General features: G+C 64.7%; 18 protein-coding genes. 8 read left to right on the forward strand and 10 right to left on the reverse strand.

The window, feature by feature from the left end:
- Positions 1–136: 136 nt before the first annotated feature.
- On the reverse strand, positions 137–2,149 hold the full coding sequence (locus IVB31_RS03235) for a TonB-dependent receptor (protein ID WP_247318446.1): 2,013 nt from the start codon (positions 2,147–2,149) through the stop codon (positions 137–139).
- 755 nt (positions 2,150–2,904) lie between these two features.
- Between IVB31_RS03235 and IVB31_RS03240 the strand changes: the two genes are divergently transcribed.
- The gene (locus IVB31_RS03240; protein WP_247318449.1) at positions 2,905–3,339 is read left to right on the forward strand and encodes a hypothetical protein; all 435 of its coding nucleotides are present in this window, start codon (positions 2,905–2,907) and stop codon (positions 3,337–3,339) included.
- A 68-nt stretch (positions 3,340–3,407) separates the two neighbouring features.
- On the opposite strand, the gene IVB31_RS03245 is transcribed toward IVB31_RS03240, so the two are convergent.
- The 6 genes from IVB31_RS03245 to IVB31_RS03270 are packed head-to-tail and all read right to left on the reverse strand — an operon-like array spanning position 3,408 to position 8,986.
- Positions 3,408–4,712, reverse strand: coding sequence for an LLM class flavin-dependent oxidoreductase (locus IVB31_RS03245; RefSeq protein WP_247318451.1), 1,305 nt, complete (start codon positions 4,710–4,712; stop codon positions 3,408–3,410).
- Positions 4,713–4,728: 16 nt separating this feature from the next.
- Complete coding sequence (locus tag IVB31_RS03250) at positions 4,729–5,487, reverse strand: ABC transporter permease (RefSeq protein ID WP_247318454.1); 759 nt, start codon at positions 5,485–5,487, stop codon at positions 4,729–4,731.
- Positions 5,484–6,299, reverse strand: a complete 816-nt coding sequence (locus tag IVB31_RS03255) for an ABC transporter permease subunit (protein WP_247318457.1) — start codon at positions 6,297–6,299, stop codon at positions 5,484–5,486. Before IVB31_RS03255 ends, IVB31_RS03250 begins: the two co-directional genes overlap by 4 nt.
- On the reverse strand, positions 6,296–7,312 hold the full coding sequence (locus tag IVB31_RS03260; RefSeq protein ID WP_247318459.1) for an ABC transporter substrate-binding protein: 1,017 nt from the start codon (positions 7,310–7,312) through the stop codon (positions 6,296–6,298). Before IVB31_RS03260 ends, IVB31_RS03255 begins: the two co-directional genes overlap by 4 nt.
- Positions 7,313–7,334: 22 nt before the next feature.
- A complete protein-coding gene (locus IVB31_RS03265; RefSeq protein ID WP_247318462.1) occupies positions 7,335–8,126 on the reverse strand; it encodes a class II aldolase/adducin family protein in 792 nt (263 codons plus the stop codon).
- Positions 8,123–8,986, reverse strand: coding sequence for an ABC transporter ATP-binding protein (locus tag IVB31_RS03270; protein WP_247318464.1), 864 nt, complete (start codon positions 8,984–8,986; stop codon positions 8,123–8,125). The genes IVB31_RS03265 and IVB31_RS03270 overlap by 4 nt, the downstream gene beginning before the upstream one ends.
- 225 nt (positions 8,987–9,211) lie before the next feature.
- Here IVB31_RS03270 and IVB31_RS03275 point away from each other — a divergent pair, with 225 nt between their 5' ends.
- The 5 genes from IVB31_RS03275 (at position 9,212) to IVB31_RS03295 (ending at position 14,086) form a co-directional block, all read left to right on the forward strand.
- Positions 9,212–9,928 carry a GntR family transcriptional regulator gene (locus tag IVB31_RS03275; RefSeq protein WP_247318466.1) on the forward strand — a complete coding sequence of 239 codons (717 nt, stop codon included), beginning with the start codon at positions 9,212–9,214 and terminating at the stop codon, positions 9,926–9,928.
- 65 nt (positions 9,929–9,993) lie between these two features.
- Positions 9,994–10,773: an SDR family oxidoreductase gene (locus IVB31_RS03280; protein WP_247318468.1), complete on the forward strand. Its 780-nt coding sequence runs from the start codon at positions 9,994–9,996 to the stop codon at positions 10,771–10,773.
- Positions 10,774–10,780: 7 nt separating this feature from the next.
- The gene (locus tag IVB31_RS03285; RefSeq protein WP_247318469.1) at positions 10,781–11,926 is read left to right on the forward strand and encodes a pyridoxal phosphate-dependent aminotransferase; all 1,146 of its coding nucleotides are present in this window, start codon (positions 10,781–10,783) and stop codon (positions 11,924–11,926) included.
- Between the two features lie 11 nt (positions 11,927–11,937).
- Complete coding sequence (locus IVB31_RS03290; RefSeq protein WP_247318473.1) at positions 11,938–12,819, forward strand: alpha/beta hydrolase; 882 nt, start codon at positions 11,938–11,940, stop codon at positions 12,817–12,819.
- Between the two features lie 4 nt (positions 12,820–12,823).
- Positions 12,824–14,086: a Zn-dependent hydrolase gene (locus IVB31_RS03295; protein ID WP_247318475.1), complete on the forward strand. Its 1,263-nt coding sequence runs from the start codon at positions 12,824–12,826 to the stop codon at positions 14,084–14,086.
- Between the two features lie 43 nt (positions 14,087–14,129).
- Here the strand turns inward: IVB31_RS03295 and IVB31_RS03300 are convergent, their stop codons facing one another.
- The 3 genes from IVB31_RS03300 to IVB31_RS03310 form a co-directional block, all read right to left on the reverse strand.
- On the reverse strand, positions 14,130–15,068 hold the full coding sequence (locus tag IVB31_RS03300) for an acetamidase/formamidase family protein (RefSeq protein WP_247318478.1): 939 nt from the start codon (positions 15,066–15,068) through the stop codon (positions 14,130–14,132).
- A gap of 9 nt (positions 15,069–15,077) precedes the next feature.
- On the reverse strand, positions 15,078–16,496 hold the full coding sequence (locus IVB31_RS03305; RefSeq protein WP_247318480.1) for a cytosine permease: 1,419 nt from the start codon (positions 16,494–16,496) through the stop codon (positions 15,078–15,080).
- 280 nt (positions 16,497–16,776) lie between these two features.
- Positions 16,777–17,271, reverse strand: coding sequence for a MarR family transcriptional regulator (locus tag IVB31_RS03310; RefSeq protein WP_247318482.1), 495 nt, complete (start codon positions 17,269–17,271; stop codon positions 16,777–16,779).
- 155 nt (positions 17,272–17,426) lie between these two features.
- Here IVB31_RS03310 and IVB31_RS03315 point away from each other — a divergent pair, with 155 nt between their 5' ends.
- Entirely contained in the window at positions 17,427–18,704 is a 1,278-nt protein-coding gene (locus IVB31_RS03315) for an amidohydrolase/deacetylase family metallohydrolase (RefSeq protein ID WP_247318483.1), read from the forward strand.
- Between the two features lie 9 nt (positions 18,705–18,713).
- Positions 18,714–20,421 (forward strand): xanthine dehydrogenase family protein molybdopterin-binding subunit (locus tag IVB31_RS03320; protein ID WP_247318485.1); only part of this gene is annotated, 1,708 nt, incomplete at its 3' end.

A 20,421-nucleotide genomic window follows, 5' to 3' on the forward strand; every position in this document is an offset into this window, starting at 1 on the left:
GAGTCTCGGCGCAGCGCAGATCCCATGTTCCCCATCGGCCGAACGTGTGGCCTTGGCCGATCAAAGCATCTCTAGGTCAGGTTTTCTCAAGATTTGTGACGGCTCAAGGGCCGGGTCATGATGCAATGGTCGGCAATCAGAAACGTCCCGCCAATGTCAGCCGCAAGGCGCGCGGCTCGGCGGGATGGACGTGACGATCGGCGACACCGCCGACGCGCTCTCCCGGCAATCGCGACAGATAGTAATATTCAATCTGGCTGGTCTGGGCGTCGAAGAGGTTGAGCACGTCGAGCTGCAGCCGCAGGCCATTGTCGAACTTGTATCCGGCACGCGCATTGAAGATCAGCGAGGCCCGCGAGCTGACGCTGTCATCCTCGACCAGGGGACGCGGGCCGAAATAGCGCGCCTTCAGCGCGCCGAACCAGCCGCTGTCACCGCCAAACGTGACCGTACCACTTGCCACCCATGCCGGCGCGCCGGGGATGCGGTTCCCGACGGGATCGGAATCGATGAAGCGCGCCCGCGTATAGGCGACATCGGTATCGAACGTCATCCACGGCAGCGGCTTGTACTGGTTCGTCCACTCCACACCCAGGCGACGGCTGGGCCTGCTCGGCTCGGTGGTGCCGGCATCTCCGACGAACAATAGCTCGGAGTCGAAATCCAGCGAGAACAAGGCGAGCGAGGTCGTGAGACCCTCGATCGCCCTGGTGCGGATTCCGAGTTCGGCGCCGCGAGAGCGGACGAGCAGCGGCACGCGATCAAGCGGGGTCATCCTGTCGTTGGGATCGACCGCAATCGTCGCACCGCGGATATCGTTGCTGTGCAGGCCGTAGCCGGCATTGCCGTAGAACTCAGTCTTGTACCAGGGACCGAGCACGATGCCGGCCTTCGGGCTGGTCATCGACGCTTGCGCGTTGCCGGAATTCTGCGGTGTGTCGCTGAAAACGTGTCCGGCAAAGACATCTTCCCGGATGCCGACTGTGGTGCGCAGCCAGTCGGTCCAGCGCATGGTCGTGTCGGTCCAGACGCCGACATTGCCCTCCTGCACGCGATCATCGCGTACGGTCGAGAGCAGCGCGCGCTGCTCCGTCTTGAACAGGCCAACATGGATGTCGTCGTAGCGGCTCTGCAATCCGGCGCGTGTTTGGATGTCGACGCCGGCAAAGCGCCAATCGAACGCGTGCTGCGCATCGAAGCCGCCGAGAGTCCGACGATCAAGCTGGCTGAACTGGTCGCCATTGACCGGATTGTCGAGGTAATATGTGAAATCGTTGAAGAGCCGGAGGTCGGAGCGCACGACATAGGCGCGGACGCTGGTTTGTCCGTATTCGCTTGACTGCGCCCAATTGCTGGACAGGCTGAAGCGGCTGGAATTGCCGCCATCGGTCGGATCGAGTGTGCCAAAGCGACTGATCAGGCCCTGGTCGATCGCGCGCTGCGCGATCTGGTCTGTCGAATTCCAGCCATTCGAATAGGCCATCGCCGTCAGCGTCAGACCGTCGGTCGCGGTGCCCTGGCTGTAGCGCATGACGCCGTTCAGCTTGCGGATATCGTCCGGCACGCCCCAAGGCCCGTCATATTTGCCCGCCTCGATCGCCGCCAGCAGCGTGCCACCGCCAACGGCGCTTGATCCGGCCGCCAATGCCCGGCGATAGCCGAAGCTGCCGAAGGTCATCTCGGCGATGTTGCTTGGCAACTGATTGACGTAATCGATCGCCACGGCGCCGGCGGACGCGAAGTCGCCCTGATCGGCGAAATACGGTCCCTTGCGGACGTTGACCGATTGGATCAGCTCGGGCACGAGGAAATTGATGTCGGCGTAGCCTTGCCCATGCCCATGGGTCGGCATGTTGACGGGCATGCCGTCGACGGTGATCGCCAGATCGGTGCCGTGATCGAGATTGAAGCCGCGCAGGAAATACTGATTGGCTTTGCCCTCGCCGGAGTGCTGAGTGACGATCAGGCCGGGCACCACCTCCAGCGCCTCGCCGGGTCGCGAGAAGGGGACCGCGTTAACGGCCACGCCGCTGATGCGGGTCGCACTGGCGGCGGTGGGTTGCAAAGTGGACGGGCCATCGGGCGCTGCACGGGCTGCGGCACCGCCCTCGGTCGGACTGTCCGAGCGAGCGGCGGACTGATTGCGCATGCTTCCACTTTTCGACGGTCTTCTCTGGGAAAGCCGATGGGGATGCTGATGAACGGGGGACGCAACCGTGATCGGCGGAAGCTCGGTGGGCGCGCCTGCGCTGAGCTCGTGGGCCGCAGCTGAAAGCGTGCACAGGGGGAACGATGCGGCGGCGGACAATATCCGCAACAGAACCCCACGCACCGCCACGTCTCCGCACGACAATTACTGCAGTCCAACAAACCGATGCTCACGCTAGCAGGTGAGTATGACGATGCAACAACAATGTCATACTGATCGCTGCGGCCGCACCCACGGCGCGTTGCGCGGTCTCGGATACGAATTGCTGCAACCGGAATATGTTGTCGAAACGTCAAAAGCGATGATCGGCGCTTCGTACAGGTGTCACATTGGCGACCGATAAGCCTTTGCTTCCTCGGTGACCTGTGCCTGCCTCGCGCAGGTTGTCTTGTGGACGCAGGCCACCGGCTTTCCTTAACTGAGAAGCTTGCGCCTTTGCTTGCATTTGGCCGATGACAGGGGACATGAGAAGACATCGGGCGATACGGCGAATATCGGTGCGGCTCGCGCTTGTGCTGGCACCATTGCTCGGTGTTCCCACCTCAAGCTTGGCGCTGCCGGCGGATTTCTCCGATGTCGACGTGCCAGGCGCCATCGCGCCGGCGTCCCAGCTCCCGTTTCCGGAGTCTCCCGCAATGACGGCGCCGGCCGTCAACCCCGCCGCGCGATCGCGATCTCCCGTCAGGACGGAGGCGATGAAGGGCAATCCACTCTGGGCAATTCCGCTCGCGACCCTGTCCGACACGCTTCAACGACCGATCTTTTCGCCCTCGCGCCGGCCGCCGCCAGCGATGGTTTCGCTGTCGGACTCCACTGCGCCGGCTGGGCCGCCGAGCCTGCCGCCGGTCGAGCTGCGACTTTTGTTGGTCGGTACCGTTATCGGCGGCGATCAGAGTGTCGGGATCTTTGTCGACCAAGCGAGCAAGGCCACACTGCGTCTGAAACTGGGCGACGATTATCAGGGCTGGAGACTTCGTTCGGTGGACCGCCGCGAGGTGACAATGGCGCGCGGTGAGCTAAGCGAGACGTTGAAATTCCCAACAAGGGGCGAGGGCGCGCCGGCAATCGGGCACGCGGTTACGGAAAGCGCGGTGAGGCGAGGCAGCTCGCACACGGCGGAGTACGACTAAGCGAGCCAATCGCGTCGACGCCCGGCCAAATTCCGGTTTGAGCGAAGCTCCTGAAGACCACACGGGGCCTAGATAGGAAACAATGGATTGGCCGGTCGCGCCAGGCCGAGGTGATCGCGCAATGTCGTTCCCTCATAGTCGGCGCGGAACAGCCCTCGCTCTTGCAGGATCGGCACGACGAGCTCGACGAAATCCTCGAAACCCTCGTGGAAATAGGGCGGCATGACGTTGAAGCCATCGGCGGCATGTTCGTCGAACCAGAGCTGGAGCGTGTCGGCAATGCGTTCGGCCGAGCCGCACAGCACCCAATGGCCGCGGGCGGCGGCGGTGAGATTGTAGAGGTCGCGCAGTGTCATGTTCTCGCGGCGTCCCTTGGCGAGCATGACGCTGGCGAAGCTGTGATAGCTGTCGGACGGGGCGATGTCAGGGATCGGTCCGTCGAGATCATAGGCTGACATATCCTGGCCGAAGCGGTCGGACAGGATCGCGAGCGCATTGCTGCCGCTCACAAAACTCTGGAGCACGTTGAGCTTCTCGAACGCCTCCTTGTCGGTGCGGCCGACGACCGGCATCACGCCCGGCAGCACCGTGACATCCTCCGGCCTGCGGCCGAACGACGGCAGGCGGGTCTTCAACGAGGCGTAGCCGGCCTTTGCTTCCTCGATGTCCTGCACCACCGAGAATACGATATCAGCGGTGCGCGCGGCCAGCGCCTGCCCGGCCTCGGAGCCGCCGGCCTGCAGCACGACGGGGTGGCCTTGCGGGCTGCGGCCGATGTTGAGCGGTCCTTTCACCTTGAAGAATGGACCTTCATGGTCGATCGAGCGCAGCCGCGCCGGATCGACATAGAGGCCACTGGCACGGTCGGCGACGATGGCGTCATCGGCCCAGCCGTCCCAGAGGCCCTTGACGACGTCAAGAAATTCGCCCGCCATCTCGTAGCGGCGGGCGTGGTCGGGATGGGTGGTGCCAAAATTCGCGGCCGTTGTCGGATTCGCCGTCGTCACCGCATTCCACGCGGCGCGGCCCTTCGAGATGTGATCGAGCGAAGAGAAGACGCGCGCGACCGAAAACGGATCGCTGTAGGTAGTGGAGACGGTCGCGCCGAGCCCGATATGGCTCGTGGAGGTCGAAAGCGCCGCCAGCATCGTCAGCGGCTCCAGCCGCAGCGTGTAGGAGGGATGGGCGGCGGCATCGGCGTAGAGGTTGTCGCCCATGAAGATCAGGTCGAACTTGCCGCGCTCGGCGGTGCGGCCGATTTCCTGGATCGCTGCAAAATCCTGGAAGCTGTCGACCGCGCCGGGATAGCGCCAGCCCGCGACATGGCTGCCGGTTCCCAGGATGAACAGGCCGAGATGCATCTGTCGTTTCATGGCGCGTTTCCTGGCGTCATGTCCAGAACAGGATTTTTCGTTCGAGCAAGCCGATCAGGCCGAAGAAGGCGAGGCTCGCGGCGGACGCCACGAAGATCGCCGCCCAGACCTGGACGAAATCGATCTGGAGCACGGCCTGGTAGATCACCCAGCCGAGCCCGCCATGCGCGCCGAGCATCTCGGTGACGATCGCCACGATCACGCTGCGCACTGTCGAGACGCGCATGCCGGCGAGCAGCAGCGGCAACGCGGTCGGCAGACGCAGGCGCCACAACACGCCAAAGCGGTTTGCGCCAAAACTCTTCATGAGATCGACGGCGCGGCGATCGACGCGGTCGAGCCCGGCCAGCATCGACAGCAGGATGGTGAAGCTCACCGCCATCGCCACCATCACGATCTTCGAGCTGACGCCGATGCCGAACCAGAGCAGGATCAGCGGCGAATAGCCGACCACGGGCACCGAATTGATCGCGGTGGCGAGCGGCAGGATGGCGCTGCGTAACGCCGGCACCAGTGCGATGGCGACGGCAAGGCCGATGCCGATCAGGCAGCCGAGCCCGTAGCCCGCGAGCGCTTCCAGCAGCGTGTAGCCGGCGGCGTCGATGAGCGTTACACGCTTGGACCAGAGACCGACGAGGATGTCGCTGACGGCAGGCAGAACATAGGCCGGCAGATGCAATCCGCGCGCAGCACCTTCCCAGCACACGATCAGGAGGACAGCGCCCAGAATGCCGCGCTGGATGGCGAGCGAGGGGGCTGCGACTGCGCGGCTCATTGCTCGGCGCTCCAGAACACCAAATGCCGCTCGAGCGCGGCGACCACCGCATAGAAGCCTGTGCCAAGCAGGGCCGCGGCGAGCAGGGCGGCCCAGATCGCGACGACGTTCTCGGTGAACATGGCCTGGAGCAGCAGCACGCCGAGCCCGGTCGTGTCGCCGAACCATTCGCCGACGATGGCGCCAACCAGGCTCAGCGATGCGGCCAGCCGCAGCGCGACGAAAATCTGAGGCAGCGCGGCCGGGAGCTGCAAGCGCAGCAGGAGCTGGCGGTTGGAGGCGCCAAAGCTGCGCATCAGGTCGATCTGCCTGGGATCGACGGTCTCCAGCCCCAGCAGCGTGTTCACCGTCACCGGAAAGAAGGTGAGGTAGAACGCGATGATCGCCTTGGCGAGCAAGGTGTTACCGAACCACAGGACGACCAGCGCGCCGAACGCGATGACCGGAATGGTCTGCGACACCACGAAGATCGGAAAGATCATCTCGCGCAGGGCGCGGACGCGGAAGAACACGACGCCCATCAGCGCGCCGAACGCGCCACCGGAGGCGAAGCCGATCAGCGTCTCGGCCAGCGTGCGCAGGAAGCCGTCGACATAGGCCCGAGGCGTCGCCGCCATCGCCATCAGGATCGTGCTCAGGCGCGGCAGATAATAAGGCCGGATGCCGAACAGCAGCACCGAGCCTTCCCAGATCACCGCCGCGACGGCGAGGCCGAGCAGAAGCCGGATCAGCTTGCGCAGCCAATCCGGCATTGCCATCGACCGCGCAGCCGCGCGGCCGTCACCAAGCGATGTCGCGGCAGGGCTGCTCACGGCAGCCGGTCCGCCTGCGGGACGCTCTGGATGAAGCTGGCGTCATAGGCGGCAGCGAGATCGACCGGCTTGGAGATCACGCCGTACTTCAGAAAGAAATCGTGGGCAGTCTTGACCGCGTCGGCGTCGATCCAGAACATGCCGTTCTTCGCTGCCCCACCTGCCGTCATCAGGCGCTTCACCTCGGTCAGCATGAACTCCTGCTGCGCGCGGTCGAGCGTCGGAGCCACGGCCATCACGGTGTCGACGGCGCCCTTGGGATCGGTGAAGGCATCCTTCCAGCCCTTCAGCGAGGCGCGCAGGAATGCCTTGACCAGCTCCGGCTTCTCTTTGGCAGTCGCCTCGGCGACGATCAGCGTGTCGCGCGGGAAGGTGATGCCGTAATCCTCGGCGACGAAGGTCTTCAGGCTGTCCTTCGGCATGCGCGACTGGATGGTGTAGAACTCGTTGTAATAGGTCGCGGTGATGACGTCGACGCTGCCGTCGACGAAGGGCGTCACCGAAACCTGCTGCGGCTGGATCTTCAGTTCATCCGGCTTGATGCCTTCCTTGGCCAGCATGCCGTTGAGCACATGATTGGCGCCGGTGAACCAGGTGGTGACGGTCTTGCCCTTGAAATCCTGGATCGTCTTCACCGGCCCGTCCTTGCGGGTGACGAAGATGAAGGGGGTGATCTGATGCGATACGCCGATGCAGACGATCGGCAGCCCCTTGTCGCGCGCCGCGAACACGCTGTCGGTGCCGCCCGACAGGCCGAATGTGTCGGCGCCCGTCGCGACCAGATTTTCGGTGAGCAGATTGGGGCCGCCGGGATTGATGGTGAGGTCGATGCCTTCGGCCTTGTAGTAGCCCTTGGCCGCAGCGACGTAGAAGCCGGCGAATTGCGCCTGCGGCAGCCATTTCAGGCGCAGGCTCGCTTTCTGCGGCTCGGCGGCGGGCGCAGCCGCGACAAGCGAGCCGGTCGCCAGTGCGATGGCGGAGAGGACGGAGAAGGCGTGGCGTCGGCTCAACATGGTCATACTCCAGACGATGAAATCAATTGCGATAGGACGGATCGGCGCGGTCGAGCTGGCGCATCAGCGCCGGCCATTCGCGTTCGCCGGGCACCAGGATGTCGCCCTGCAATTCCCAGAACTGGCGGGCCGCCTTCTCGCAGACCTCGTGCGGCGGCATCACCAGCTTCGCGCCGGCCGCAGCCGCGGCCTGCATCTGAAGCTGGATCCGCGCGGCGCGCTCGAAATAATAGAGCAGCATGAAGGCTTCGCCCGGCGTCCGGCCGACGGTGAGGATGCCGTGGTTGCGCATCAACATGACCTTGTGCGGGCCGAGGTCGCGTACCAGGCGTACCTGCTCGTCGAGATCGATGGCGACGCCCTCGTAGTCGTGAAAGGCCTGCCTGTCGTAGAAGCGCATCGCGAACTGGCTGAGCGGCAACAGGCCTTTCTCCTGTCCGGATACCGCGACGCTCGCGTCGGAATGGGTGTGCAGCACGCAGGCCGCGTCGTGGTTCGAGGTGTGGATCGCGGCATGGATGACGAAGGCTGCGACGTTGACAGCGTGCGGCGTGTCGTCGAGCTTGTTACCCTCAGTGTCGATCTTGACCAGGCTCGACGCCGTGATCTCGTCGAACAGCAACCCGTAGGGATTGATCAGGAATTGATCTTCGTGGCCGGGAACGCGCGAGGAGATGTGATTGTAGATCAAATCGTCCATCCCGAGCTTGGCGACCATGCGATAGCAGGCCGCAAGCTTGATCCGGGCGTCCCATTCGGCCGGTTCGATCCCCCGCGGCACGGCGTGCGGCTGGCTCGCCGACGGCGCGTTCATTGCGACTTCTCCTGCGCGACCGAGGATTGGAACGATTTCATGCTTTCCTCCTCGATCGCATCCAGCAACTTGCGCTTGAGGCGCACGAATTCGGGAGCGGTGACGATCTCAGGCCGGCGCGGGCGGGGCAGATCGACGATTTGTTCGAGCTTCACCGAGCCGGGGCGCGCCGTCATGACGAGCACGCGGTCGCCGAGGAAGATCGCCTCGTCGACGTCATGGGTGATGAAGAGAATGGTGCGGCGGTATTTCTGCCACACGTCGAGCAGCCAGCGCTGCATCATCGCCCGTGTCAGCGCGTCGAGCGCGCCGAACGGCTCGTCCAGCAGCATCAGGCCGCGCTCGAACAGGAAGGTACGCATCAAAGCCACACGCTGGCGCATGCCGCCCGACAATTGATTGGGATATTGCTTCTCGAAGCCGGCAAGGCCGAACTCGGGCAGCATCTTCAGCGCCTTGGCGCGGGCTTGGTCGCGCGGCATGCCCTCGACCTCGAGCGCGAGGATGGCGTTGTCCACCACGTTCCGCCAGGGAAACAGCAAATCGCGTTGCGGCATGAAGGAGACGCGGCCGAGCAAGTCGGACGAGTGGCAGCTCTTGCCCTCGAAACGCAGGATGCCGCCGACATCCGGCTCCTCCAATCCGGCGACGATGTTGAAGAGGGTGCTCTTGCCGCAACCGCTCGGGCCCACGACGGTGACGAACTCGCCGGGGGCAATGCTGGCCTGAAGCCCCGACAGCGCCGCGACGGAACCGAAGGTCTTGCTGATTGCGCGCAGTTCAAGCAGCGGTTCAGGCTTCGGGTGAGTCTGCGGGGCTTCGCCGGTCGGTCCGGGATTGGGTAGGCGAGCAGCCTGCACCGGCATGTCCTTGTATAATGGCGGCGGCCATTCGCATACGAAAGCGGACCGCGTCGAAATCTCTTAGCAACTCGTGTGCCAGTGCGATTTGCAGGCAAATCAGGCATAAGACTTGCGAGACCGACGGGCGAACAGGCCGGTGCTTCGCGCCTCTGTGCGAGAAAATCGGCCATTTCGCAGGAAGATGGGCGCCATCTTGTATACTTGCATCGATATCGGAGAAACATGATGGCGGATATTGGTGCCCATAGCGGCGGCAAGCGCGTGAAAAATGGGCAGGGGACCCTCACGGCAAGCGCCGGCATGACGCTCGCCGAGAGCCTGCGCCAGAAGCTGGAAGGGGCGATCGCGGCCGGCCATCTCGAGCCGGGCAGCCGGCTCGACGAGCAGGAGATCGCGCAGCGCTTCGGCGTCTCGCGCACGCCGGTGCGCGAGGCGTTTCGCCTGATGGCCGCCAATCATCTGGTCGAACTGCGCGGCCGGCAGGGAGCGACTGTCCGCAGCATCAAGGCGCAGGCGCTGATCGAGATGTTTCAGGTCATGGCGGAGCTCGAAGGCCTCTGCGCGCGGCTCGCCGCAAGGCGCGTCTCGCAGGCCTGGGGCGCAGAAATTGGCGAGATTCACCAGCGGCTTGTAACGGCCGGCGAAATCGGAGACATCGACATCTTCTACGACGTCAATCAGGAATTCCACGAAGCGATCTACGAGGCCTCGCGCAACGCCTTCCTCGCCGAGCAGACCCGCAAGCTGCGCAATCAGGTGGCTGCGTATCGCCGTCGGGTGACGCGCATGCCGAACCGGATCGCCGACACCGTCCGCGAGCACGAGGCGATCATGCAGGCGATCCTGGCGCACGATTCGGAGCGGGCGCACAGCGCCATGCGCGACCACGTCAACCTGCTCGGGGATAACCTTTTGGACTTCCTTGCAGCCTTCGAATGACCCGGAGGGCGCTTGGTATGCAAATTGCTTGAGTTTGTATATCGAGCTTGCAAGCGGAGACCGGAGTGGACCTAAAGCTGACAAACAAGACCGCCCTGATCACCGGCGCGTCGAAAGGAATTGGACTTGCGGTGGCCGCGCTTTTTGCCGCCGAGGGGTGCCATCTTCATCTGGCCGCCCGTAACGGCGAGGCGATGCTCCAGGCCAAGCGGGAGCTGGAAGCCAGCCACAACGTGAAGATCACGATCCACGCGCTCGACCTGTCGAGCACGGCTGCGATGGAGAAGCTCGCGGCTGAGGTCGGCGACATCGACATCCTCGTCAACAATGCCGGCGATATCCCGGCCGGCTCGCTGGAAATTCTCGATGATGCAGCGTGGCGGCGCGGCTTCGATCTCAAGGTGTTTGGCTACATCACGCTGTCGCGCCTCTATTATCCGGGCATGAAGGGTAAGGACGGCGTCATCATCAACATCATTGGCAATTCCGGCGAGAACTGGGACGCCAGCTACATTGCAGGCTCCACCGGCAATGCGGCGCTGATGTCCTTCACCAAGGCGCTCGGCGGCCGCAGCCTCGATCACGGCGTGCGTGTCGTCGCGGTCAATCCCGGGCCTGTGGCGACCGATCGCATGCTCAAGATCATGAAGCGCAAGGCGATCGACATGCTCGGCGACGAAAGCCGCTGGGAGGAGCTGTTCGACAAATATCCGGGCAAGCGCCCGGCGACATCGGAAGAAGTAGCCGATCTCGTTGCGTTTCTGTCGTCGCCGAGGTCCGGCTACATCACCGGCACGGTGGTGACGATCGACGGCGGCATCGCCGCGCGCGGCTCAGTCATCTGAGGCGTCGATGTCAGGACCTCAATCCACGGCACTGGTTCGCAACCGCTATTTCGACGAGCTCTCGGCGACGCCCGGACTCTTTTGGCTCGGCCAGAACACCAACCATGTCGAGAGCCACCCCGCCGTGCGCGAGGCGATGCTGCGTTCGATCGAGGCCGGCGAGTTCAACGCTTATGCCCCGCCGCTCGGCTTCGAGGCGCTGCGCGCCGCGATCGTTGCCGATCTTGGCACGCCCGGCGCAGAGGCGCTGGTGACCGAGGGCGGCGTCAACGCGCTCGCCTTGATCTGCCGTGCGCGCTGCAAGCCCGGCACTAGTCTGGTGACGACCGATCCGACCTGGAAATGGCCATGCCTGTTCGCGCGCCAGCAGGGCGCCGAAGTGATCGAGATTCCGATCTACGATCCCGCCTGCAACTACCGCCTGACGCCCGAGGCATTGAAGGCCCATGTCGACGAGCGCACGGCGATCATCTATCTCGTCGATCCCAACAATCCGCTGGGCATCCGCTACACCCGTGATGAGATCGAAAGCTTTGCTGCGATCGCGCGTGATTGTGGCGCGCTGCTGGTGCACGATTGCACTTACCGCGACTTCGCCGATGGACACACGCCCGCGCTTCAAGTCGCGCCGCAAGGCACGGTGGTCTCGACCAGCTTCTCGAAATGGCTCGGGCTTGCGGGCTTGCGGATCGGCGCTCTCGTTGCCGCCCCCGATCTCTTCGAGGAGCTTGCGCAGACATCTACGAGTGTTCTGGGTGCGAGCGTCATTGCCCAGCGCGCGGCGCAGGCCGGACTTTCCGTCAAGGCCGAATGGATGAAGAAGGTCCGCAGCATCGACCGGGCCAACAAGGCAATGATCCAGGAGGCGGCAGTCGCGATCGACGGATTGGCGCTGCCGATCATGCCGTCGCACGGGAACTTCCTGGTGCTGGAGACCATCGCGGCGGGCATCCGCCCCGAGGCGCTGGTCGAATGCTATCGCCGGCAGGGCATCATGATTCGCCAGGGCACCTATCATACGCAGCGTTTCGGCGACCGCTTCGTGAAAATCAGCACCTCCGTGCCGCAGGCCTGGGTCGAGAAGCTCTGCACGCTGTTACCGGATATGGTCGCGCAGGCGCGCACGCTCAACGACCTGCCGCCGCAATTCTAGGGACGATGCCGATGACGATGATCACCACCAGGGATGGCGTGAAGTTGCATGTGGAAGAGGCGGGCGAGGGCACGCCGATCCTTTTCATCCACGAGTTCGGCGGCAATCACGCGAGCTGGGAACCGCAGATTCGCTATTTCAGCCGGCGCCATCGCTGCATCACCTACGCCGCGCGCGGGTATCCACCGTCGGATGTGCCGGAGAGCGCGGAAGCCTATTCGCAGGCGATTGCCGCTGATGATGCGGTTGCCGTCCTGGACGCGTTGAAGATCGAGAAGGCGCACATTGTCGGTCTGTCGATGGGCGGCTTCTGCACGGTGCATTTCGGCCTGCGCACGCCACAGCGCGCTCTGTCGCTCACGGTGGCCGGCGCAGGCTATGGCTGCGAGAAGGAGCATGAGGAGTATTTTCGCGGCGTCTCGCTCGAAGTTGCCGACAATTTCGAGAAGCAGGGCGCGAAGGCGTTCTCGAGGATCTACGTCCTCGGCGCGAGCCGTGTACAGTTCCAGAACAAGGATCCGCGCGGCTGGCAGGAATTCGCCGATCGCCTTGCCACCCATTCCGATCGCGGCGCGGCCAACACCATGCGCGGCGTGCAGGCGCGGCGGCCGTCGTTTTACGATCTCGAAGACGGCCTGAAGACGATGAAGGTGCCGACACTCGTGATTGTGGGCGACGAAGACGATCATTGCCTTCAGCCCGGCATCTTCCTGAAGAAGACGATTCCGGCCTGCGGTCTCTCGGTCTTCCCCAAAACCGGTCACACGCTCAATCTGGAAGAACCGGCGGCGTTCAACGCGCTGCTCGCCGAGTTCATTGCCCAGGTCGAGGCCGGCCGCTGGCTGCCGCGCGATCCCCGCGCGCTGCCGGGCCAGATCATGCGCACGAAGTAGGTCGATGACGAGCCAGACTCTGATCAACGCGGATCGACTCTGGAGCCGCCTGATGGCGCTTGCCGAGATCGGGGGGACGCCGGCCGGCGGGGTCAACCGTCAGGCGCTGAGCGATGGCGAGATCGCCGCCTGGCGCTGCGTGATCGGCTGGGCCCTCGACGCAGGATTGACGCCGTCGACGGATGCCGCGGGAAATCTGTTCCTGACGCTGGCCGGCCGGGATCGGGCCGCGCCGCCGATCCTGCTCGGCAGCCATCTCGACAGCCAGCCGACCGGCGGAAAATTCGACGGCGCGGCCGGCGTTATGGCGGCGCTCGAAGCGACGGTCTCGCTGGCTGAGCAGAGCGGCACGCCGGCGCGCGACGTCATGGTCGTTGCCTGGATGAACGAGGAAGGCTCGCGCTTTGCTCCGGGCATGATGGGCTCGGAGGCCTTTGCCGGCGAGCGCGACATGGCCGCGATCCGCGCCGTACGCGACACGGACGGGACCAGCGTTGGCGAAGCGCTCGACCGTCTCCACCAAGCCTTTCCCGATCTGCCGCACAGGCCACTCGGCTTCAGGCCCGCGGTCTATCTCGAATTGCATATCGAGCAGGGACCGCTGCTGGAGGCGGCCGTCTGCACGATCGGCATCGTCACTGGCATCCAGGGCAAGAAGACGTTTCAGGTGGTCGTCGAGGGCGCCGAGGGACACGCAGGCACGCTGGCGCAGCAGGAGAGGCGAGATGCGCTCGCGTCCTTTGCGCGGATGGCGACCGCACTCCATGACGAGATCGGCACAATCGATGCCGACATCAAGTTCACCATCGGCCGGGTTGCGGTCGTGCCGAACGCGCCCTCGGTGGTGCCATCGCGGGTCAGCTTCAGCATCGATCTGCGTCATCCGGACAATGCGGTGCTTGATGCGGCCGGTGCGCGCATCGCGGCGCTTTGCCGGGAGAATGCATCGCCTTGCACGGTCACGGTGACGCCGCTCGTTGATGCAACCTCGAACGCGTTCGATCCGCACCTGCGGGCGAGCATTGCGGAGGCCTCGCGTAAGCAGAGGCATCCCGCCATGGCTATCCTCTCGGCCGCCGGCCACGACGCCCGCCATCTCGCAAAAATCTGTCCGGCCGCGATGGTCTTCATTCCCTGCCGCGACGGCGCGAGCCATGTGGAACACGAATGGGCCGAGCCTGATCACGTTGCGGCTGGCGCGTCCGTGCTTGCACAGGTGCTGCGCGAGCTTGCGCTTGCCGGGTCACTTTCTTCTGCCAGGGCGTGAGGGCGACGAGGCGGGCCGCCGCCAGGACCGTCCCGGCGAACAATCAGGGCATGCGGGATTTTGCCAGGACGCAGTGGATGCCCTTGTTGCCGTCGACCATCTGCGTGACCCGCAGGTCCGCCGCAATCGAGCAGAGCGTATAGGCATCCTGCGCGCTGAGGCCGCTGTGCCCGCGGATCAGCGCGATCATGTCGCGCAGCGCCGCCTTGGCGGCGTCATCGAGGTCTTCATCGAATCCCATCGTGATCCAGTCGGACGCGGTTTCCGCGCGCGGCGAAGCGAGGCGAAGATCGCGGCGGACGTGGAATTCGAACGTGCCGGTGAGCGCGGCTTCGATCGCGGTCAGGCAGACTTCACCGTCCCCCTGGAGTGCATGGCCGTCGCCGGCTGAGAACAGGGCTCCCGGCACGAAGACCGGAAAATACACCGTGCTGCCGACGCCGAGCTCCTTGTTGTCCATGTTGCCGCCGAAGGCGCGCGGCTCCTTTGACGACAGCCGTCCCCAGGCGAGCGGTGGGGCGACGCCGAAATTCCCGAAGAAGGGAGCGAGTGGCAGCTCCTGTCCCCACGGGAGTCGAGCGATGTTGCGCGCGCGGTCCAGAGGAATGTGGATGCGGCGGAACTCGGGGAAATCCTCAGGGAGCGTGCCGAGCGTCGGGACCTGGAGATTCCAGCCCCAGTTGCAGCGCAGCTCGATGTTCAGAACACGCACTTCGAGGACGTCGCCGGGCTCGGCGCCCTCGATATGGATCGGCCCGGTGAGGAGATGTGGCCCCGGACCACGCGACGTGCTTGCCAGCACGTCGGCATGTCCGGGGACGATGTCGAAGCCGAGCGACGGATCGGGCACATCATCCGGTTCGCCCGAGAGCGTCTCGATGGTGACGCGGTCTCCGGATGCGATCCGCAGCGTCGGTGTCAATCGTCCATCCCAAAGCCCCCACTGCACGTTGCCGGGGACGGATCGCAGAACGAAGTCCATGACCTCTCGCTACCTGCCTGCGCTGCTCGCGACGATCGAGGAGGACGAGGTGACGTGCTTGCCCAGCGCCAGATAGACGCCGCCGGAGACTGCGATGCCGAACAGCCAGCTCAGATCAGCGCCACCCAGCAGGTTGATCGAGACCGGCCCCTGCAGCGCGCCGACCAGACCGTCCTCCACCAGCCATCCGGCCACGAGGCCCGCAAGGAAGGCGATCATGCCGGCCCAGTTGATGTCGCCATAGGCGCTGGTCTCGGGCGAGCGGTAGAGTTCGGCGACGTCGATCTTGCCCTTCCGCTTGATGAAGAAGTCGGCGAGCACGACGCCGGCCCACGGGCTCATCCACAACAGCAGGCTGATCATCCAATTGTCGAACGCCTTGGCGAAGGACGGCGCAAAGATGAAATACAGCGTGACGAGATAACCGGCGATGCCGACGATGACGGTGAGCCAGAAGCGCGAGAACTTGAGGCCTGCGCTGAGCGCCGCCAGCGTCGCCGAATAGACGTTGAGGATGTTGGTGGCGATCGGGCCGTGCAGCACCATCAGCAGGACCAGGATGCTGACCGGTCCGCCGAACACCGCGCTGACCATCTTGGCGGGATCGGTGTCCAGCGTGGTCGAGGCGATCGTCGCGCCGAGAACGGCGAGCCAGACGCTGGGCACCAGCATGCCGACATAGCTGTACCAGAACACGGATTTCGACGGCACGCTTTTCGGCACGAAGCGCGAATAGTCGGACGCCCAGGTGACCCACGAGATACCCCAGCCGACGCCGATCGCGGTCGTCAGCAGCGTCAGCATCGCGAGATGCGCGCCCGGCGGCAGCGAGCTCGTGAGGCCCCAGTTGACGACGCCGGGCCGGGTCCACGCCAAGATGCTCATCAGCACCATGATGGCGATGGTCGGCGGCACCGTGTATTTCTCGAAGGTACGGATGGCGTAGAACCCGTAGACCCCGATCAGCACCTGTACGGCCATCACCAGCGTGATGATGACGATCTCGATCAGCCAGGTGTCGGGGATGCCAAACTGGCCGAGGATGCCGATCGAGATCTTCACCGGGAAGTAGGTGTTGACGCCGATCCAGCCCAGCGTCATCACGAACATCAGGATGCTGGGCAGGTAGGCGCCGCGGACGCCGAACGCCGACCGGCTCAGCACCATCTGGTTGACGCCGGTCTTGTGCCCCATCACGGTGAAGGCGGCGAAGATCGCGCAGCCGACGATGTTGCCGAGCACGATGACCGCGATCGTTTCCATCAGACCCAATTTCAGGATGATGCCGAGGGCGCCGAGCGCCCAATTGACCGGCGCGATGTTGGCTCCCGCCCAGATCCACATCTGCTGCGGCCCGGTCGAGTCCCGGTCCGCGTCGGGAATTGGCTCGATGCTGTGTACGTCAGCGCGAAGTTCGGAATCCGTCATGACATCCCCCAATACGAAGCACGCTTCGTATCGTCGCAGCATAAATCGTGCCATTGCGTGCTGAGCTTCGGGCAGCAGCGCGTCGACCGCCGTTGGATGCAGCGCGCCTCGCGCCGGATGCCACTGAGTCTTCAGGGCGCGGACCTCCTGCGACGTGCTGCCGGAGTACGTGCCGGAGGTCGGGTCGCTGCGCGAGGGCCGTTGCACTGCCGGGCAGCCGCACGATGATAAATTGAGCAGCCCAATTCAAAAGTGCATCAGCCGGCAGCAATGCCGGTGTCTAGTCGAATAGGGCAGTTGCGCTGTCACGACTGGGGTCGCCGGCCACGATGCGCTGCATCATATCAATGAAGAGCGCCTGTTCCCGTTCACTCAAATCGCCCAGCGTTACCCGGTGCGCCCGTCGTGCTGCACCTTCGATTTTGACGAGCAGCGCGGCGCCCGCGGGTGTCAGCCGGCACAATCGCGCCCGGCGATCGTCCTTGTTCACCGCGCGCTCGACCAGGTTTCGTGCCGCGAGCCGCTTCAATGCACCGGTCGTTGTCGTCCGATCGAGGGCGATATCGGCCGCCAAGGTCGTCTGATCGGCCGTTTCGCGCGCCGCCAGCGCAGAGAGCAGGCTGTATTGCAACGGCGTGACCTCGAACGCGCCGCACGCCTCCTGAAACAGGGCGACGTGAATCTGATGCAGCCGGCGGATCAGATATCCGGGACGTTGGGACAGGGGCCAGGGGCGGTGCTTGCCCCCGCTGCGACGTTTCCTTGCCTGCCGCAATGCACACTCTCCCAAGCTGGAACCCTGTCGCGCTTAGCTCGATTCGAGTGCGCCCGCCATCGCCAGATCATGGCATGAAGCTTGCTTTTGTAAATACGAAGCATGCTTCGTATTTCCGGGTGAAGCAATCGCCCGCGTGAGGAGAGGAGAGCGCCATGTCCATCACAGCCAGCTTCGACATACTGCTGCGAGGTGGTCGCGTGATCTGTCCGGCCTCCGGCGTTGACGGCATCAAGGACATCGCCATCCGCAACGGCAAGGTGGCGGCCGTCGCGTCGGACATTCTGCCGACCAGCGCAAAGGAAGTGGTTGATGTCGCCGGCAAGCTCGTGCTGCCCGGGTTGATCGACACCCACGCGCATGTCTATCAATATGTCTCCGGCCGCTTCGGCATGAATGCCGACATGGTCGGCGTGCAGTCCGGCGTGACGACGCTGGTCGACCAGGGCGGTCCGTCCTGCATGACGCTGCCGGGCTTTCGCCATTTCATCGCGGAGCACGCGGTTTCGCGCGTCTATGCTTTCCTTTCTGCCTATCTCGTCGGCGGATTGGAGGGGCACTTTTATCCGAAGCTGTATAGCCCCGACGGCGTCGACATCGATGCGACCGTCAAATCGGCGACGGCCAATCTCGACATCGTGCGCGGCATCAAGGCCCATGCGGAGATCGGCGGCTTCGCGCGCTGGGGCATTCGCGTCATCGAGATGGCAGCGGAGATCGGCAAGCGGGCCGATCTGCCGGTCTATGTGCATTTCGGCCAGCTCTGGGGTTTGCCGGAGAGTGGCGCCAATGGCGAGGATGCCGATACCATCCTCACGCGCGTGATCCCGCTGCTGCGCGAGGGCGACGTTCTCGCTCATCCCTTCACGCGCCATCCGGGCGGCTTCGTCAACCGCGAGGGCGAGGTGCATCCGGTGATCCAGGCTGCGCTCGACCGCGGCCTGAAGGTCGATGTCGGTCACGGCAGCCATTTCTCCTATCGGCTCGCGAAGAAGGCGATCGCCGCCGGCATCGTTCCGACCACGCTCGGGGCCGACATTCACGGCTACAACACGCACGTGCCCGCGCCGGCCGGGACGCCCGACCAGCACGAGGACGAGGAGAACCATCCTTTTGCAGGGCAGGCCAAGTTCAGCCTGGTCCAGGCGATGAGCTCGATGATGGCGCTCGGCCTGTCGCTTGAGCAGGTGGTGCCGATGGTGACCTCCAATGCGGCCAAAATGCTCGGCCGCAGCGACGAGATCGGCGCGCTCAGGGTCGGCATGGACGCCGACGTCTCCATCCTAACGGAGAAGAACGGCCGCTTCGTCCTGCGCGATAACGAGAAGAACGAGGTGATCGCCGAACGTCTGCTGCAGCCGGTGTTCTGCCTGCGCGCCGGGACCCGCTTCGACGCGGTCGCGCCGATCCTGCCGCAGGCTGTCGCGGCGTAAGGCCGCGCGATGAAGGAGAACGTCGGCGTGCGCAACGAGCGGGAATTTCCGTCAGGAAAGTCCGGGCAGGGCGTGGGCGCACGGCTGCCGCGGAAGGAGGACGAGCGGCTGATGCGCGGTCGCGGCCAGTTCGTCGCCGACATTCGCCTGGCGGGTCTTCAGGACGTCGCCTTCGTGCGCAGCCCGCTGGCGCATGCGCGGATCCGCGGCATTCATGTCCCTGAGCGCTATCGAGGACGCGTGTTCACGGCAGCGGACCTCACCGGTGTCAATCCGATCCGCGCGGTATCAGGACTTCCGGGCTTCAAGGTTTCCGAGCAGCCGGTGCTCGCGACCGGCAAGGTGCGCCAGGTCGGTGAGCTCGTCGCGATGTGCGTCGCGCCGACACGCGCCGAGGCCGAGGACATCGCGGCCTCCGTGACGCTTGATCTCGAGCAGCTGCCGGCGGTCTACGACATGCTGAAAGCGCGCCAGCCGGGCTCGGCCCTCGTGCACGAGCACTGGGGCGACAATGTCTTCCTCGAAACCAATTATGAGGTCGACATTTCCGCCGCGCTCGACGCGCCGATCAAGGTGACGCGCGAGATCTCGACCGCGCGGCAATGCATGTCGCCGCTCGAGGGCCGCGGTGTGGTGGCCACCTTCGACCGGCGGCTCGATCAGCTCACGCTGCATTCCGCGGCCCAGATGCCGCACATCACCCGTAGCGGCCTCGCCGAATGCCTCGGCATGGAGGAGGGCCGGATCCGCGTCATCTCGCCCGATGTCGGCGGCGGCTTCGGGCACAAGGGAATCCTGTTGCCCGAAGAGGTCTGCCTGTCCTGGCTGACGATGCGATGCGGCCATCCCGTGCGCTGGACCGAGGACCGCCGCGAGCATCTCGTCGCCAGCGCCAATTGCCGCGAGCATCATTACAGGATCACCGTCTATGCCGATCGCGACGGCACGTTGCGCGGCATCGATTGCGAGGCGACGGTGGATTCGGGCGCCTACTCGTCTTATCCGTTCTCGGCCTGTCTCGAGGCCGCGCAGGTCGCAAGCATCTTGCCCGGTCCCTATCGGATGCCGGCCTATCGCTGCCGCACCTTCTCGGTCGCCACCAACAAATGTCCGATCCTGCCCTACCGCGGCGTGGCACGCACCGGCGTGTGCTTCGCGCTCGAATTGATGCTCGATCTCGTGGCGGTGGAGACCGGCTTGGAGCCCGGCGAAGTGCGGCTGCGCAATCTGGTGAATCCGGAGCAAATGCCGTTCGACAACATCACGAAGAAGCATTTCGACAGCGGGGATTATCCGCAAGCGATGCGGCGTGCGCTGGCCGCGATCGACGTCGATGCCATTCGCGCAAGGCAAGGGCAGGGCGAAGCCGACGGCCGGCGGATCGGCATCGGCGTCTCCATCTATTGCGAGCAGGCCGCCCACGGCACGTCGGTCTATGCCGGCTGGGGCATTCCGATGGTGCCGGGCCATGAGCAGGCCTCGGCGCGGTTGACGCCGGATGGCGGCCTCGAGCTGCGCGTCGGCGTGCATTCGCACGGGCAGGGCATGGAGACCACGCTCGCGCAGGTCGCCCATGAGATGTTGGGGATAGACGTCGCCAAGGTGCGCATCATCCTCGGCGACACCGCCATGACACCCTATTCGACGGGGACCTGGGGTTCGCGCTCGATGGTCATGGCGGGCGGCGCGGTGGCGACCGCCTGCCGCGAGCTCGGCG

Origin of the sequence: Bradyrhizobium sp. 21 (genome assembly GCF_023073335.1) — a bacterium.
Lineage (GTDB): Bacteria > Pseudomonadota > Alphaproteobacteria > Rhizobiales > Xanthobacteraceae > Bradyrhizobium.

What these genes read in the sequence shown, in the direction of transcription:
- IVB31_RS03235 (WP_247318446.1), bottom strand. Translation starts at nt 2,149, where the DNA reads ATGCGCAATCAGTCCGCCGCTCGCTCGGACAGTCCGACCGAGGGCGGT.
- IVB31_RS03240 (WP_247318449.1), top strand. Translation starts at nt 2,905, where the DNA reads ATGAAGGGCAATCCACTCTGGGCAATTCCGCTCGCGACCCTGTCCGAC.
- IVB31_RS03245 (WP_247318451.1), bottom strand. Translation starts at nt 4,712, where the DNA reads ATGAAACGACAGATGCATCTCGGCCTGTTCATCCTGGGAACCGGCAGC.
- IVB31_RS03250 (WP_247318454.1), bottom strand. Translation starts at nt 5,487, where the DNA reads ATGAGCCGCGCAGTCGCAGCCCCCTCGCTCGCCATCCAGCGCGGCATT.
- IVB31_RS03260 (WP_247318459.1), bottom strand. Translation starts at nt 7,312, where the DNA reads ATGTTGAGCCGACGCCACGCCTTCTCCGTCCTCTCCGCCATCGCACTG.
- IVB31_RS03265 (WP_247318462.1), bottom strand. Translation starts at nt 8,126, where the DNA reads ATGAACGCGCCGTCGGCGAGCCAGCCGCACGCCGTGCCGCGGGGGATC.
- IVB31_RS03275 (WP_247318466.1), top strand. Translation starts at nt 9,212, where the DNA reads ATGATGGCGGATATTGGTGCCCATAGCGGCGGCAAGCGCGTGAAAAAT.
- IVB31_RS03285 (WP_247318469.1), top strand. Translation starts at nt 10,781, where the DNA reads ATGTCAGGACCTCAATCCACGGCACTGGTTCGCAACCGCTATTTCGAC.
- IVB31_RS03290 (WP_247318473.1), top strand. Translation starts at nt 11,938, where the DNA reads ATGACGATGATCACCACCAGGGATGGCGTGAAGTTGCATGTGGAAGAG.
- IVB31_RS03295 (WP_247318475.1), top strand. Translation starts at nt 12,824, where the DNA reads ATGACGAGCCAGACTCTGATCAACGCGGATCGACTCTGGAGCCGCCTG.
- IVB31_RS03300 (WP_247318478.1), bottom strand. Translation starts at nt 15,068, where the DNA reads ATGGACTTCGTTCTGCGATCCGTCCCCGGCAACGTGCAGTGGGGGCTT.
- IVB31_RS03305 (WP_247318480.1), bottom strand. Translation starts at nt 16,496, where the DNA reads ATGACGGATTCCGAACTTCGCGCTGACGTACACAGCATCGAGCCAATT.
- IVB31_RS03315 (WP_247318483.1), top strand. Translation starts at nt 17,427, where the DNA reads ATGTCCATCACAGCCAGCTTCGACATACTGCTGCGAGGTGGTCGCGTG.